The following is a 15,127-nucleotide window of genomic DNA, read 5'->3' as shown; positions in this document are numbered from 1 at the left end:
CTACACTGCGGGGGTGAGCGACGCCGAAACGACCGAGCCGGAGACCGCGGCCGAGCCCGTGGCCGAGAAGCCCGATCCGCACGCCGAAGCCGTGCTCAAGCTGGCCTCGGCGATGCAGCGGGACATGCTGGTCGCGGGGGGTGCGGTGGTCGCCGTCGCGGTGGTCGCCGCGGCCATCTGGCAGGGGCTCCCCGGCCTGGTCAGCGCGCTGGTCGGCGGGGTGATCGCGCTGCTGTCGGCGGTCGGCACCATCCTGATGATGCGCAAGACCGCGTACCTGCCGCCGAGCTTCGTGCTGGTGGTCGCGCTCGGTGGTTACGCGGTGAAGCTGTTCGTCCTCTTCGGGGTGATGTTCGCGCTGCGCTACGTCACCTATCTGCACGAACTGTCGGTCGGCATCACCATGATCGCGGTCATCCTGATCGCCGCGGTGGCCGAGATGCGCGCGTTCCGCCGCACCAAGATCCCGACGATCATCCCGGCCTGACCACCAGCTGGGAACGCCCTGATCAGCACCGGGGCGAGCACTAAGGAGTACGGGCGTACGGCACGGTTTTACCGACTGGTATCGTCCGCGCATGGAGGCGGCGCTCAGGCCGTTCTCCCGGGTCAAAGCCCCGGAACGCGAAGAGGCGAACCAGTCGGATCGCCCTCTGCCCACCGCGTCCGGCTGGCCGATCCCGGGAAGTAAGGCCCTGGTCTACCCACAGTGGTATCCGCCTCCGGGTGCCCGATCCGTGTCGGGTACGTTAAGTCCAGATCGTGACGATTCCCCCGGCGGAGTGAACGCCGGCCGGGAGAACCGGAAGGAGCCCAGTTGGGCGCGCTGGTACTAGCCGAGGGTGGCGAGTTCGTCGCCCCGGGTGCGAAGGACTTCGACCTCGGCCCGATCTTCGGCGAGGGCACTTTTCTCACCAAGCCGATGCTGCTGGTCATCCTCTCGGTGATCATCATCGCGGCGTTCTTCATGATCTCCTCCAGGAAGCTGAAGATCGTTCCGGGCAAGGCGCAGTTCATCGCCGAGTCGGTCTACGACTTCGGCCGGAACAACATCGCCCGTGAGCAGATCGGGTCCAAGGACTTCCAGCCGTTCGTGCCGCTGATCCTGTCGATCTTCACCTTCATCCTGGTGAACAACATCTTCGGGATCATCCCGGTGGTGCAGTTCCCGACGATGTCGCACTTCGGCTTCCCGCTGGCGATCTCGGTTCTCATCGTCTACCCGATCTACAACTACGTGGGCATCAAGCGCCACGGGTTCGCCGGGTACATGAAGAACCAGCTGATCCCGCCCGGGGCCCCCGGCTTCGTGCTGCCGCTGCTGATCCCGATCGAGTTCTTCTCGAAGTTCATCCTGCAGCCGGCCACGCTCGCCCTCCGTGTTTTCGCGGCCATGTTCTCGGGCCACCTGCTGCTGCTGGTCTTCACTCTCGGTGGCGAGTACCTGCTGCTCGAAGCGGGCGGTGGGATCTTCCCGGTGTTCTCGGTCTTCGGGTTCGGCATGGCCATCGCCATGACCTTCCTGGAAGCCCTGATCCAGGTCCTGCAGGCGTACATCTTCGCCCTGCTGTCGGCCAACTACATCGGCGCGGCCCTGTCCGCCGACCACTGAGAAAAAAGAAGAAACACACAAGCCCCCGATCCGCGCACCTGCGGACCGAGTGAAAGGGAATACGCAAGTGAGCAACATGGTTCTCGCTCAGGCCGCCGAAGCCGCCGTCGACATCAACCCGGGCCTCGCGGCCATCGGTTACGGCCTGGGCGCCATCGGCCCCGGTATCGGTGTGGGTCTGATCTTCTCCGCCGTCATCAACGGCACCGCCCGTCAGCCCGAGGCCCAGGGCAAGCTGCTCGGCCTCGCGTGGACCACCTTCGCCATCGTCGAGGTCCTCGCGCTGATCGGCATCGTCATGTTCTTCCTGGCGTCCTGATCTCGCCTCCTTCGAGAAGTAAGGAGACGCTGTGCTGAACACTCAGATGGTGTTGGCCGCGGCAGAGCCGAACCCGATCATCCCGCACCCGTCGGAGATCATCCTCGGCCTCATCGCGTTCCTGATCCTGCTCTTCCTGCTCCGCAAGTACGCGGTGCCCCGCTTCGAGAAGCTCTACGAAGAGCGGACGGCGAAGATCGAGGGCGGGATCGAGAAGGCGGAGAAGGCCCAGGCCGAAGCCGAAGAGGCGCTCGAGCAGTACAAGGCGCAGCTGGCCGAAGCCCGGTCCGAGGCCGCGAAGATCCGCGACGACGCCCGGCTCGAGGCCGAGCAGATCAAGGCGGAGCTGCGGGCCGAAGCCGAGGCCGAGCAGCGCCGGATCGTGCAGCAGGGCGAGTCCCAGCTGCAGGCGCAGAAGGCGCAGATCATCGCCGAACTGCGGTCCGAACTCGGTCGCAACGCGGTCGAGCTGGCCAGCCGGATCGTCGGTGAGTCGCTGGAAGAAGAAGCGCGCCGCCGCGGGACGGTCGACAGGTTCCTCGCCGAACTCGATGCCAACGGTGTGGCCGGAGCCAGGAAGTAGAGACGCATGACGCTGCATGCTGCGAGCCGGGAGGCTCTTGGCCTCGCCGAGACCCGTCTCGGCGAGGTCCTCGGTGAGGCGGGCACCGACCCGTCAGCTGTCGGCGAGGAGCTGCTCGCCGTGGTGGCACTGCTCGACCGGGAGCTCGGCCTGCGCCGGGCGGTCGCCGACGGTTCCGCCGCGCCGGAGGCGCGCACGGGACTGGTCCGGGGACTGCTGGAGAACAAGGTCAGCGCCCCGACCCTGTCGGTGCTCGACGCGGTGGCAGGCAACCGCTGGTCCTCCCCGCGTGAGCTGACCGACGGGCTCGAGTCGCTCGGCCGGTCCGCGCTGCTGACCAGCGCGGAGAAGGCCGGGAACATCGACTCGGTCGAGGACCAGCTGTTCCGGATCGCCCGGATCGTGGCCGGTGAGCCGGAGCTCGAGCGCGCGCTGTCCGAGCAGACCGCGCCCGCCGAGGCCAAGCGAACCCTGATCCGCACGCTGTTCGCGGACCAGGTGGACCCGGTGGTCCAGCTGCTCACCGAGCAGGTCGTGCTGCGCAACAAGGGCCGGAGCGTGAGCTTCGGGCTGGACCAGCTGGTGGCGCTGGCCGCCGAGCGGCGGGAACGCTCGGTGGCGTACGTGACCAGCGCGAGCGAGCTGACCGCCGAGCAGCAGGGCCAGCTGGCCGAGAAGCTGCAGCGGATCTACGCCCGGCCGATCGCCTTGCACGTCGAGGTGGACGCGTCCCTGATCGGCGGCCTCAAGGTCAAGGTCGGCGACGAGGTCATCGACGGCACGGCCGCGGGCAGGCTGGACGCGCTGCGGCGCAGCCTGGCCTAGCGCCTGGCACAACTACTTTGCACACTGGCAAGAACGAAGCGAGAGCGGGAACGGACATGGCGGAGCTGACGATCTCCTCGGGTGAGATCGCCCACGCGATCGAGAACTACGTCTCGAGTTACGCCCCGGACGTAAGCCGGGAAGAGGTCGGCGTCGTCGTAGACGCTGGTGACGGTATCGCCCACGTCGAGGGCCTGCCCTCGACCATGGCGAACGAGCTGCTCGAGTTCCCCGGCGGGGTGCTCGGCGTGGCGCTGAACCTGGACGCCCGGTCGATCGGTGTCGCCATCCTGGGTGACTCGGAGACGGTCGAAGAGGGCCAGCAGGTCAAGCGGACCGGCCAGGTGCTGTCGGTCCCGGTGGGCGAGGGCTACCTCGGCCGCGTGGTCGACCCGCTGGGCAAGCCGATCGACGGCCTCGGCGACATCGAGACCACCGAGCGCCGCCCGCTGGAGGTCAAGGCCGCTTCGGTGGTCGAGCGCCAGCCGGTGAAGGAGCCGCTGCAGACCGGCATCACCGCGATCGACGCGATGACCCCGATCGGCCGCGGTCAGCGCCAGCTGATCATCGGTGACCGCAAGACCGGCAAGACCGCGGTCTGCGTGGACACGATCATCAACCAGAAGGCCAACTGGGAGACCGGCGACCCGAAGCAGCAGGTGCGCTGCATCTACGTCGCGGTCGGCCAGAAGGGCTCCACCATCGCCTCGGTGAAGAAGTCCCTCGAGGACGCGGGCGCGATGGAGTACACCACCATCGTCGCCGCCCCGGCCTCGGACTCCGCCGGCTTCAAGTGGATCGCGCCGTACACCGGTTCCGCGATCGGCCAGCACTGGATGTACGAGGGCAAGCACGTCCTCATCGTGTTCGACGACCTGTCGAAGCAGGCCGACGCCTACCGCGCGCTGTCGCTGCTGCTGCGCCGCCCGCCGGGCCGCGAAGCCTTCCCCGGCGACGTCTTCTACTTGCACTCGCGGCTGCTCGAGCGGTGCGCGAAGCTCTCCGACGAGCTGGGCGCCGGCTCGCTGACCGGGCTGCCGATCATCGAGACCAAGGCCAACGACGTGTCGGCCTACATCCCGACGAACGTCATCTCGATCACCGACGGCCAGTGCTTCTTCCAGTCGGACCTGTTCAACTCGGGCCAGCGGCCCGCGGTGGACGTGACCATCTCGGTGTCCCGGGTCGGTGGTTCGGCGCAGATCAGGGCGATGCGCTCGGTCTCCGGTTCGCTCCGCATCGACCTGTCGCAGTACCAGGAGCTGAAGGCGTTCGCCGCCTTCGCCTCCGACCTGGACGCGGCGTCGAAGGCCCAGCTGGACCGCGGTGAGAAGCTGTACGAGCTGCTCAAGCAGCCGCAGTACTCGCCGATCCCGGCCGAGGAGCAGGTGGCGATCGTGCACCTGGGCACCAAGGGCCACTACGACTCGGTGCCCACCGAGGACGTGCGCCGGTTCAACAACGAGTTCATCGAGTCGCTGCGCCGCAAGGGCGAGGTGCTCGGCCGCATCCGCGAGACCAAGAAGTTCGAGGACGAGGACGCCAAGGAGCTCGCCGAGGCGGTTGCCGAGTTCAAGAAGGGCTTCACCACTTCGGAGGGGCACAGCCTGGCCGAGGTCGAGGCCGAGGCGATGGACGCCGACCAGGTCGGGCAGGAGACCGTGAAGGTCAACAAGCCCGCCCCGAAGAAGTAGAGCGCCATGGCCGCACAGCTACGCGAACTGCGGTCGCGCATCCGCGCGACCAAGTCGATCGGGAAGATCACCAAGGCGATGGAGCTCATCGCCACCTCGCGCATCACCAAGGCGCAGGCCAGGGTGGCCGCTTCCCGTCCGTACGCGGAGGAGATCACGAACGTGCTCTCCGCGCTGGCGGGCGGGGCGGCCAACCTCGACCATCCGATGCTGGTCGAGCGGGAGAACCCGCGCCGGGCGGCCGTGCTGATCGTGACCAGTGACAAGGGCCTCTGCGGTGGGTACAACGCCAACGTGCTGCGTGCCGCCGAGGAGCTGCTGTCGCTGCTGCGCTCGGAGGGCAAGACCCCGCAGGTCTACGTGATCGGTGCCAAGGGGCTGAACTACTTCCGCTTCCGCGACCGCGAGGTCGTCGACAGCTGGACCGGGTTCTCCCAGCAGCCCGGCTTCGAGAACGCCAAGCCGGCCGCCGAGACCCTGGTCGAGGCGTTCCTGGCCGGGGCGGACAACGAGGGCGACGGCCCGGGCCCCGACGGGGTGCTCGGCGTGGACGAGATCCACGTGGTCTACACCGAGTTCCACTCGATGCTGACCCAGAAGCCGGTCGCCAAGCGGGTCGCCCCGCTCGAGGTCGAGTACACCGAGGAAGGGCAGGAGGCCCCCAGCGGCCTGCAGCCCTCCTACGAGTTCGAGCCCAGCGCGGAGAAGCTGCTGGCCGCGCTGCTGCCGAAGTACATCAACACGCGGATCTACGCGGCGTTGCTGGAATCGGCGGCCTCGGAGCTGGCCGCGAAGCGGACCGCGATGAAGTCGGCATCGGACAACGCGAACGAACTGGTCAACTCGCTCACCCGGGAAGCGAACCAGGCGCGCCAGGCGCAGATCACCCAGGAGATCAGCGAAATCGTCGGGGGCGCTGACGCGCTCGCCGGAGTGGGAAGTGATGATTGATGACTACGACTGAATCCGCAGCCGCCAAGGGCAGGATCGTCTCGGTGACCGGACCGGTCGTCGACGTCGAGTTCCCGCGTGGCTCCGTACCCGACCAGTTCAACGCGCTGACCGTCGACATCGAGTTCGAGCAGCTGCGCAAGACGGTGACCCTCGAGGTCGCCAGCCACCTCGGTGACAACCTCGTGCGCACCATTTCGCTCCAGCCGCAGGACGGCCTGGTGCGCGGTGCCGAGGTGACCGACACCGGTGGCCCGATCAGCGTGCCGGTGGGCGACAAGGTCAAGGGCCACGTCTACAACGCGCTGGGCGAGTGCCTCGACGAGCCGGGCTACGGCGCCGACCTGGAGCGGTGGGGCATCCACCGCAAGCCGCCGGCGTTCGACCAGCTCGAGGGCAAGACCGAGATGCTGGAGACCGGCCTCAAGGTGGTCGACCTGCTCACCCCGTACGTGCAGGGTGGCAAGATCGGCCTCTTCGGCGGTGCCGGCGTCGGCAAGACGGTGCTGATCAAGGAGATGATCACCCGTGTGGCCCGGAACTTCGGTGGTACCTCGGTGTTCGCCGGCGTCGGCGAGCGCACCCGTGAGGGCAACGACCTGTTCCTGGAGATGAGCGAGGACGGCGTCATCAACGACACCGCGCTCGTGTTCGGCCAGATGGACGAGCCGCCGGGCACCCGCATGCGGGTCGCCCTGTCCGCGCTGACCATGGCGGAGTACTTCCGCGATGTGCAGAACCAGGACGTGCTGCTGTTCATCGACAACATCTTCCGGTTCACCCAGGCCGGTTCCGAGGTGTCGACCCTGCTGGGCCGCATGCCCTCGGCGGTGGGTTACCAGCCGACGCTGGCCGACGAGATGGGTGAGCTGCAGGAGCGGATCACCTCGACCCGTGGCCGCTCGATCACCTCGATGCAGGCGATCTACGTGCCGGCGGACGACTACACCGACCCGGCCCCGGCGACCACCTTCGCCCACCTGGACGCCACCACCGAGCTTTCCCGGTCGGTGTTCCAGAAGGGCATCTTCCCGGCGGTGGACCCGCTGGCGTCGACCTCCACCATCCTCGACCCGGCGATCGTCGGCGAGGACCACTACCGGGTGGCCTCCGAGGTCATCGCGATCCTGCAGAAGTACAAGGAGCTGCAGGACATCATCGCGATCCTCGGTATGGACGAGCTGTCCGAGGAGGACAAGCTCACGGTGAACCGGGCGCGTCGCATCGAGCGCTTCCTGTCGCAGAACATGCTCGTCGCCGAGCAGTTCACCGGGCAGCCGGGCTCCACCGTGCCGCTGGCCGAGACCATCGAGGCGTTCGACAAGATCGCCAAGGGTGACTTCGACACCTACCCGGAGCAGGCGTTCCTGGGTATCGGCGGGCTCGAGGACCTCGAGAAGAAGTACCGCGAGATCACCAAGAAGTAGTCGTTCCACCGGTGGCGGGGCTGGGTGTCCTCTGTGGACTCCGGCCCCGCCGTCCGCTAGTGGGCCCGGCGCGCGGCGAGCCTGCTATTACACTCATGTACAAGCGCGCCCGATGTGAAGGAGAGCCACGTGGCTGAGATGTCCGTTGAGCTTGTCGCGGTCGAGCGGCGCCTCTGGTCGGGCCAGGCCACCTTCGTGGTCGCCCAGACCACCGAGGGTGAGATCGGCATCATGCCGGGTCACGAGCCGGTGCTCGGCCAGCTGGTCGAGGGCGGCGTGGTCAAGGTGAACACCACCGACGGCGAGACGTTCGTGGCCGCGGTGCACGGCGGGTTCCTGTCCGTGACGGCGACCGCGGTGATCATTCTGGCCGAGTCCGCCGAGCTGGCCGACGAGATCGACGTGGCCGAGGCCAGGTCCGCGCTCCAGGCCGAGGACGAGGCCGAGCGGGCGAGGGCCGCGGCGAGGCTGCGGGCGGCCGGGCAGACGGCCTGAGCGAGCGGGCGACGAGCGGGAGCCGGCCATGGACGTCAGTTTGATCGTCTTGTGGCTTCCGCTGGCCCTGCTGCTGGTCGCGGTCTGGTACGCGCTGCGCTGGGTCCGGATGCGGCGTGGTGGCGGCGTGAGCGTCGCGCTGCGCTGGCGGCCGGACGACAGCCGGGAGGGCTGGCACCTGGGGATCGGCCGGTACGAGGGCGAGGAGTTCGTCTGGTACCGGGTCTGGAGCCTCCGGCTGAAGCCGGACCGGGTGTACCGGCGGGAGAACCTGGAGATCGCGGACCGGCGGGAGCCGGAGGGGTACGAGTCGTACGCCGTACCGGCCGGGTCGAAGGTGCTCCGCTGCGAGTCGGGCGGCGGCAACCCGATCGAGATCGCCATGGGCCCCGGCGCCCTCACCGGCTTCCTTTCCTGGCTCGAATCCGCCCCACCGGGCCGCCGGGTCCACTGGGGCTGACCCCCGATCAATGCTATGAGTGGGGCATTACTTGCATTCAACGCAAGTAATGCCCCACTCATAGCATTGGGCCGCGGTCAGGCGCGGTCGCCGCCCGGGGTCCAGAGGATGTCGCCGTCCGGGTTGGCCAGGCGGGCCAGGATGAACAGCAGGTCCGACAGCCGGTTCAGGTACTTCACCGCCACCGCGTTCGTGGTGTCCGGCTCGGCTTCGATCAACGCCCAGCCCGAGCGCTCCGCCCGCCGCGCCACGGTGCGCGCCTGGTGCAGGAAGGCCGCGCCCGGGGTCCCGCCGGGCAGGATGAACGAGGTCAGCTTCGGCACCCGTTCGTTGAACGAGTCGCACCACCCCTCCAGCCGCTCCACGTACGCCTCGGTGATGCGCAGCGGCGGGTACGGCGGGTTCTCCACCACCGGCGCGCACAGGTCCGCGCCCACGTCGAACAGGTCGTTCTGCACCGACCTCAGCACGTCGGCGAGCTCGTCCGGCAGTCCGCCGACGGCGATGGCCAGCCCGAGCACCGAGTTCGTCTCGTCGACGTCGGCGTAGGCGCCGAGGCGCGCGGAGGTCTTCGGCACGCGGGAGCCGTCGCCGAGCGCGGTCGTGCCGTTGTCGCCGACCTTGGTGTAGACGCGGTTGATCCGTACAGGCATACCGCCGAGGCTAGCCGCTCGCCCGGGAAAAGGACCGACCCGTCCACCGGTGCTCCTTGTGCGCCAGGCATTATTGGCGCCCATGAGCGAGCACTTCGACGTCCATGGCGGCGCCCGGCTGGTCGGTGAGGTCGACGTGGTGGGGGCGAAGAACAGCGTCCTGAAGCTGATGGCGGCGGCCCTGCTGGCCGAGGGCACCACCACCATCACCAACTGCCCGCAGATCCTGGACGTCCCGCTGATGGCGGACGTGCTGCGCAGCGTCGGCTGCGAGGTGGAGCTGGACGGCGGCACCGTGCGCATCACCACCCCCGCCGAGCTGTCGCACCGCGCCGACTCGCCCGCGATGGGCAAGCTGCGTGCCTCGGTCTGCGTGCTCGGCCCGCTGGTCGGCAGGCTGCGCAAGGCCGTGGTGGCGCTGCCCGGCGGTGACGCGATCGGCCAGCGGCCGCTGGACATGCACCAGAACGGCCTGCGCAAACTGGGCGCCACCAGCACCATCGAGCACGGCTGCGTGGTCGCCGAGGCCGAGGGCCTGCACGGCGCGCAGATCTGGCTGGACTTCCCGAGCGTCGGCGCCACCGAGAACATCCTGATGGCGGCCGTGCTGGCCGAGGGCACCACGGTGATCGACAACGCCGCGCGCGAGCCGGAGCTGGTCGACATCTGCCAGATGCTCACCGAGATGGGCGCCAAGATCGAGGGCGCGGGCACCTCCACGCTGACCGTGCACGGGGTGGACCAGCTGCACCCCACCCGCCACCAGGTGATCGGCGACCGGATCGTGGGCGCGACCTGGGCCTTCGCCGCCGCGATGACCCGCGGTGACCTGACCGTGCGCGGGGTCAACCCGCACCACCTGGAGCTGGTGCTGGACAAGTTCCGGCTGGCCGGCGCCGAGATCACCACCTTCGACGACAAGGGTTTCCGGATCGTGCAGGCCGAGCGGCCGACCGCGGTGGACTGGGTGACCCTGCCCTACCCGGGCTTCGCCACCGACCTGCAGCCGTTCGCGGTGGCGCTGTCGGCGGTCTCCGAGGGCACTTCGATGATCACCGAGAACGTCTACGAGGCGCGGTTCCGGTTCATCGAGGAGATGGTGCGCCTGTCCGCGGACGCGCGCACCGACGGCCACCACGCGGTCGTCCGCGGGGTCGAGCAGCTCTCCAGCGCGCCGGTCTGGGCCTCCGACATCCGCGCGGGCGCGGGGCTGGTGCTGGCCGGGCTGTGCGCCGATGGGGTCACCGAGGTCTGGGACGTCTTCCACATCGACCGCGGTTACCCGCATTTCGTGGAGAATCTGAACCGGCTGGGGGCTCGCATCGAGCGCGTCGCGGGTGACCCCGACCGGGCCAAGTAACCCGCGAGGACCCAGGGGGTTCCGATGTCGTTCACGATGACCGCCGAGGAGCGCGAGGCCTTCCTCGCCGAGGTGCACGTCGGGGTGGTGGCGATCGAGCGGCCGGATCGCGCGCCGCTGGCCGTGCCGATCTGGTACGACTACCGGCCCGGCGGTGAGGTGCTGCTCTGGACCAGCCCCGATTCGGTCAAGAGCAAGCTGATCAAGGCCGCCGGGCGGTTCGCCATCACCGCGCAGGTGGAGGAGTGGCCGTACCGGTACGTCACCGCCGAGGGCCAGGTCGTCGCCTTCGAGGAGCCCGCCCCGGCGGAGGAGGTCCGCGCGATCGCCGTCCGCTACCTGGGCCAGGAAGAGGGCGAGAAGTTCTTCGAGCAGAACTTCCAGGCCGAGGGTTCGGTGCTGATCCGGATGCGCCCGGTGCGCTGGCTCAGCACCGACTACCGCAAGTCCTAGTGGCTCAGGCTTCGGCGGCCAGCAGGGCGCCGAAGCCGACCAGCGCGCCGCCGGTGACCGCGTCCAGCGTGCGGCGGACCCGGCGGCGCCGCAGCCACACCCGCACCCGGTGCACGAAGAACAGCAGCACCAGCAGCCAGGCGAAGCCCAGCACGCCGACGGTGTAGGCGAGCAGCAGCGCGTCCAGCGTGGTGGTCACCGCCGGGTCGAGGAACTGCGGCAGCACCGACAGGTAGAGGATCAGCACCTTCGGGTTGGTGATGTTGGACAGGAAGCCCTCGCGGAACCGGCGGAAGCCGCGGGCCCTGCTCTGCTCGCCGTCCTCCAGCGACTGGTAGTCGCCCTTCCACGCCCCGCGCAGCGCCTGGAAGCCCAGGTAGCAGAGGTAGGCGACGCCGAGCCACTTGAGCGTGAGGAACAGCGGCTGCGAATGCGCGATCACCGCGCCGAGGCCCAGCGCGGCGGCGGTGCCCTGCACCAGGTTGCCGACCAGGATGCCGGAGCTGGCCACCAGGCCACCGCGGAACCCGCCGGCCAGCGAGTTCTTCAGCACCACCATGGTGTCCGGTCCGGGGGCCAGCACCACGGCCACCACCACGGCCAGATAGCTGCCGTACACACTCCACGTCACGATCACGCAGGCTAACGGGTGAACCGGGGGCGCCGCTGCCGGATTTCGCTCACAGTCCTACGCCACTGGATCGTGTCACGTGTCCGGTTCCACTCCACGAGTTATGTTACCGGCGAGTACACTCCGGTAAACGCCCCAGCTGGGAGGTTGCCGTGCCCTATCCGACCGACCGCGAGCGCGACCGGCCCTGGGTGATGCGCACCTACGCCGGCCACTCCTCGGCCGCCGCGTCGAACGAGCTGTACCGGCGGAACCTGGCCAAGGGGCAGACCGGCCTGTCGGTCGCCTTCGACCTGCCCACGCAGACCGGTTACGACGCCGACCACAAGCTCGCCAAGGGCGAGGTCGGCAAGGTCGGCGTGCCGGTGGCGCACATCGGCGACATGCGGCGGCTGTTCGACGGCATCCCGCTCGCCGAGGCGAACACCTCGATGACCATCAACGCGCCCGCCATGTGGCTGCTCTCGCTGTACGTCACCGTGGCGAAGGAGCAGGCCGAGGCAGAAGGCCGCGACGTCGACGAGGTGCTGGCGAAGCTCACCGGCACCACGCAGAACGACATCATCAAGGAGTACCTCTCCCGCGGGACCTACATCTTCCCGCCAGGCCCCAGCCTGCGGCTGATCACCGACATGATCGCCTGGACGGTGCACCACGTGCCGCGCTGGAACCCGATCAACATCTGCAGCTACCACCTGCAGGAGGCGGGCGCGACGCCGACGCAGGAGGTCGCCTACGCCCTGTGCACGGCGATCGCGGTGCTCGACGCGGTGCGCGACTCGGGCCAGGTGGAGCCGGCCGACATGGCCAAGGTGGTCGCGCGGATCTCGTTCTTCGTCAACGCCGGGGTGCGCTTCGTCGAGGAGATGTCCAAGATGCGCGCGTTCACCGCGCTCTGGGACGAGATCACGAAGGAGCGCTACGGCGTCGAGGACCCGAAGGCCCGGCGCCTGCGCTACGGCGTGCAGGTCAACTCGCTGGGGCTGACCGAGGCCCAGCCCGAGAACAACGTGCAGCGGATCGTGCTGGAGATGCTGGCCGTCTCGCTCTCGCGCGGCGCGCGGGCGCGGGCCATCCAGCTGCCGGCGTGGAACGAGGCGCTCGGCCTGCCCCGGCCGTGGGACCAGCAGTGGGCGCTGCGCATGCAGCAGGTGCTCGCCTACGAGACCGACCTGCTGGAGTACGAGGACATCTTCGACGGCTCGCACGTGATCCAGGCCAAGGTGGACGAGATCGTCGCCGGAGCCCGTGCCGAGATCGACCAGGTGCTGGGGATGGGCGGCGCGGTGGCCGCGGTGGAGAGCGGCTACATGAAGTCGCAGCTGGTCGCCTCGTTCGCCGACTACCGGCGCAAGGTGGAGAACGGCGAGCAGGTGCTGGTCGGGGTGAACAAGTTCGACACCACCGAGCCGAGCCCGCTGCAGGCCGAGGGCGCGAAGGCGATCGAGACGATCGACCCGGTGGTGGAGAAGCAGGCCGTCAGCGCGCTGGAGGAGTGGCGGACCAGCCGGGACGACGCGGCGGTGGAGCGGTCGCTGGAGCACCTGCGCGAGGTCGCGAAGACCACGGAGAACCTGTTCGAGGCCACGCTCGCCTGCGCGGCGGCCGGGGTGACGACGGGGGAGTGGTCGCACGCGCTGCGGGAGGTGTTCGGCGAGTACCGCGCCCCGACCGGGGTGAGCGCGGCGTCCAGCTCCGGTGAGTCCGGCGAGCAGCTGGAGCGCGTGCGCACGCGGGTCAGGGAGACCGGCGACGAACTCGGCGAGCGGTTGCGCATCCTGGTCGGCAAGCCCGGGCTGGACGGGCACTCCAACGGTGCCGAGCAGGTCGCCGTGCGGGCGCGTGACGCCGGGTTCGAGGTCATCTACCAGGGCATCCGGCTGACCCCGGAGCAGATCGTGGCGGCCGCGGTGCAGGAGGGCGTGCACGTGATCGGCCTGTCCGTGCTCTCCGGTTCGCACCTGGAAGTGGTGCCGGAGGTGGTCGACGGCCTGCGGGCGGCCGGGGCGGGCGACGTGCCGGTGATCGTCGGCGGCATCATCCCGCCCGACGACGCCAAACTGCTCACCGATCGCGGGATCGCCAGGGTCTTCACGCCGAAGGACTACGAGCTGACCGAGATCATGGACGAGATCGTCACCGTGGTCCGCGAATCACGTGGGCTCTCCTGAGAGCTGGTGCCACGGCACGCGCACCGGCTCGCCGCCGAACTCGGCTTCGCCCACCGCGGGCAGGCCCGGCCGCCCGCCGGGCGCGGTGCCGGGCAACACCTCGCCGGTCAGCCGCAGCGTGGGCGACTCGCGCAACGCGGTGACGATCGGGTTCGCCGCCATCGCGTCGGTGCCCGCGGCGACGAACCGCAGGCCGATCTGCTTGCCGTAGCCGAGCAGGTCCACCATCGGCTGCAGTTCGTCGGCTCCCGGCGGCATCGCGTCGTAGTCGTCGACCACGATGAACAGGTCCGGGCCGTGCCAGTCCTGCCCGAGCCGCTTGCGGATCGACGCCACCGCGTCGCCGACGATGGTGCGCAGCTCGGCGGGTGTGGTCGCGTAGGCGAGCAGGCGCTCCGGTTCCAGGATCCCGCGCAGGCCCTCGCGGAAGTCGGCGATCACCACCACGGCCTGCGAGACGGTGTACTCGGTGGTGATCCCGCGCAGGACCGTGCGCAGCACTGAGGTCTTGCCGGCCCGCGGGCCGCCGAAGACCAGCAGGTGCGGGTCGGCCTTGAAGTCCAGCACCAGCGGTGAGTAGTACTGCTCCGGCAGCGCGAACGGGATGCCGGCGAGCTCGTTGCGCTCGTTCACCACGTCGTAGGTGACCGTGCCCAGCGGCGGCCACAGCGGGCGCGCGCGGTTGCCGTGCACCGCCATCAGCTCGCCGAGCTGCGCGAGCATGCCCTCGGGCACCCTGGCCAGCTCGAACCGCAGCGGCGGCTGGGTGAAGTCGCTCTTGAGATACCCGTTGCCGGGCAGCGCGGGCAGCGGTTCGACGTCGGGCACGCCGAGGATCTGGCCGTCCGCGGACCGGGTGGCGCCGGGCAGCGCGATCCGGCACGGCGCGAAGGCGTACAGCCCGCGCATCGCGCCGGTGGGCGTGGTGCGCGCGGTCAGCAGCAGGTGCAGGCGGAGGTCGTCGCCGAGCTGGGCGGCCCGCAGCAGCGCGTCGGCGAGCAGCGGTTTCCGGGTGCTGGCCTCGCCGATCTCGTCGACCACGACCACCAGCGCGGGCGCCTTGCCGATGTCACCGGTCTCGCGCAGGCGCAGGCGGTGGCGGATCTCGTCGTCGAGCAGGTCGGTCAGCTGGTCGGCGTCGCGGGCCACGGTGGCCACGTGCGGCAGCTTCGCCAGCCCGTCGGCGGTCCCGGCCAGCAGGAAGTTGAGGCACTCGGGGGAGTTCCGCACGGCCAGGCCGGTCACCACGGTCCGCACCAGCTCGGACTTCCCGCTGCCGGGCATGCCGACGCAGACGCAGTGCGCGGCCAGGTCGAGTTCCACCGGCTCGCCGGTCTCGCCGTGCCCGAGCGGGGTGCGGAGGTCGAGGCCGGTGCTCCACGCGGTCTTGAGCGTCTGCGGGTCTTCGACACCGAGTAGATCGAGCAGCACCCGCTCAGCCTGCCACAACGGACGGTGGTTGAGGGGCCGCTCGGCGGCGCCTACGGTCACGG

16 protein-coding genes are annotated in these 15,127 nt (G+C 69.4%); 13 read left to right on the top strand and 3 right to left on the bottom strand.

The features are described 5' to 3' along the window. The first annotated feature begins 13 nt into the window (after window positions 1–13). The 10 genes from JYK18_RS05460 to JYK18_RS05415 all read left to right on the top strand — a co-directional run bounded on the left by JYK18_RS05460 (window position 14) and on the right by JYK18_RS05415 (window position 8,366). On the top strand, window positions 14–487 hold the full coding sequence (locus JYK18_RS05460; protein WP_307795786.1) for a hypothetical protein: 474 nt from the start codon (window positions 14–16) through the stop codon (window positions 485–487). 330 nt (window positions 488–817) lie between these two features. Next, window positions 818–1,612: a F0F1 ATP synthase subunit A gene (gene atpB / locus JYK18_RS05455; protein WP_206801057.1), complete on the top strand. Its 795-nt coding sequence runs from the start codon at window positions 818–820 to the stop codon at window positions 1,610–1,612. 67 nt (window positions 1,613–1,679) lie between these two features. Next, the gene (locus JYK18_RS05450) at window positions 1,680–1,931 is read left to right on the top strand and encodes an ATP F0F1 synthase subunit C (RefSeq protein ID WP_113694160.1); all 252 of its coding nucleotides are present in this window, start codon (window positions 1,680–1,682) and stop codon (window positions 1,929–1,931) included. 31 nt (window positions 1,932–1,962) lie between these two features. Beyond that, the gene (locus JYK18_RS05445; RefSeq protein ID WP_206801056.1) at window positions 1,963–2,514 is read left to right on the top strand and encodes a F0F1 ATP synthase subunit B; all 552 of its coding nucleotides are present in this window, start codon (window positions 1,963–1,965) and stop codon (window positions 2,512–2,514) included. Window positions 2,515–2,520: 6 nt separating this feature from the next. Next, entirely contained in the window at window positions 2,521–3,339 is an 819-nt protein-coding gene (locus tag JYK18_RS05440) for a F0F1 ATP synthase subunit delta (RefSeq protein WP_206801055.1), read from the top strand. Between the two features lie 56 nt (window positions 3,340–3,395). After that, window positions 3,396–5,033, top strand: a complete 1,638-nt coding sequence (gene atpA, locus JYK18_RS05435; RefSeq protein WP_206801054.1) for a F0F1 ATP synthase subunit alpha — start codon at window positions 3,396–3,398, stop codon at window positions 5,031–5,033. Between the two features lie 6 nt (window positions 5,034–5,039). Beyond that, window positions 5,040–5,984, top strand: coding sequence for a F0F1 ATP synthase subunit gamma (locus tag JYK18_RS05430; RefSeq protein WP_206801053.1), 945 nt, complete (start codon window positions 5,040–5,042; stop codon window positions 5,982–5,984). Continuing rightward, entirely contained in the window at window positions 5,984–7,411 is a 1,428-nt protein-coding gene (atpD, locus tag JYK18_RS05425; RefSeq protein ID WP_206801052.1) for a F0F1 ATP synthase subunit beta, read from the top strand. The genes JYK18_RS05430 and atpD overlap by 1 nt, the downstream gene beginning before the upstream one ends. Before the next feature lie 129 nt (window positions 7,412–7,540). Next, a complete protein-coding gene (locus tag JYK18_RS05420; RefSeq protein WP_206801051.1) occupies window positions 7,541–7,906 on the top strand; it encodes a F0F1 ATP synthase subunit epsilon in 366 nt (121 codons plus the stop codon). 28 nt (window positions 7,907–7,934) lie between these two features. Next, complete coding sequence (locus JYK18_RS05415) at window positions 7,935–8,366, top strand: DUF2550 domain-containing protein (RefSeq protein WP_206801050.1); 432 nt, start codon at window positions 7,935–7,937, stop codon at window positions 8,364–8,366. Between the two features lie 77 nt (window positions 8,367–8,443). On the opposite strand, the gene JYK18_RS05410 is transcribed toward JYK18_RS05415, so the two are convergent. Further along, window positions 8,444–9,019, bottom strand: a complete 576-nt coding sequence (locus JYK18_RS05410; protein ID WP_206801049.1) for a cob(I)yrinic acid a,c-diamide adenosyltransferase — start codon at window positions 9,017–9,019, stop codon at window positions 8,444–8,446. An 82-nt stretch (window positions 9,020–9,101) separates the two neighbouring features. Here JYK18_RS05410 and murA point away from each other — a divergent pair, with 82 nt between their 5' ends. Together murA and JYK18_RS05400 are read left to right on the top strand one after the other, a co-directional pair. Beyond that, window positions 9,102–10,379: a UDP-N-acetylglucosamine 1-carboxyvinyltransferase gene (murA, locus tag JYK18_RS05405; RefSeq protein ID WP_206801048.1), complete on the top strand. Its 1,278-nt coding sequence runs from the start codon at window positions 9,102–9,104 to the stop codon at window positions 10,377–10,379. A 24-nt stretch (window positions 10,380–10,403) separates the two neighbouring features. Further along, window positions 10,404–10,832 (top strand): pyridoxamine 5'-phosphate oxidase family protein, encoded by a 429-nt coding sequence (locus JYK18_RS05400; RefSeq protein ID WP_242578970.1) that lies wholly within the window; start codon window positions 10,404–10,406, stop codon window positions 10,830–10,832. A gap of 4 nt (window positions 10,833–10,836) precedes the next feature. Here JYK18_RS05400 and JYK18_RS05395 read toward each other — a convergent pair whose 3' ends face one another. After that, complete coding sequence (locus tag JYK18_RS05395) at window positions 10,837–11,463, bottom strand: LysE family translocator (RefSeq protein WP_206801047.1); 627 nt, start codon at window positions 11,461–11,463, stop codon at window positions 10,837–10,839. Between the two features lie 152 nt (window positions 11,464–11,615). Here JYK18_RS05395 and JYK18_RS05390 point away from each other — a divergent pair, with 152 nt between their 5' ends. Continuing rightward, window positions 11,616–13,634 (top strand): protein meaA, encoded by a 2,019-nt coding sequence (locus tag JYK18_RS05390; protein WP_206801046.1) that lies wholly within the window; start codon window positions 11,616–11,618, stop codon window positions 13,632–13,634. On the opposite strand, the gene JYK18_RS05385 is transcribed toward JYK18_RS05390, so the two are convergent. Beyond that, window positions 13,617–15,125 carry an FtsK/SpoIIIE domain-containing protein gene (locus JYK18_RS05385; RefSeq protein WP_206801045.1) on the bottom strand — a complete coding sequence of 503 codons (1,509 nt, stop codon included), beginning with the start codon at window positions 15,123–15,125 and terminating at the stop codon, window positions 13,617–13,619. The two genes, JYK18_RS05390 and JYK18_RS05385, sit on opposite strands and share 18 nt — an antisense overlap. Between the last annotated feature and the right edge of the window lie 2 nt (window positions 15,126–15,127).

It is taken from the genome of Amycolatopsis sp. 195334CR (assembly GCF_017309385.1).
GTDB lineage: Bacteria > Actinomycetota > Actinomycetes > Mycobacteriales > Pseudonocardiaceae > Amycolatopsis.
Note: the sequence above shows the minus strand (reverse complement) of the source record. Positions and strands in the feature narration are given on the sequence as shown.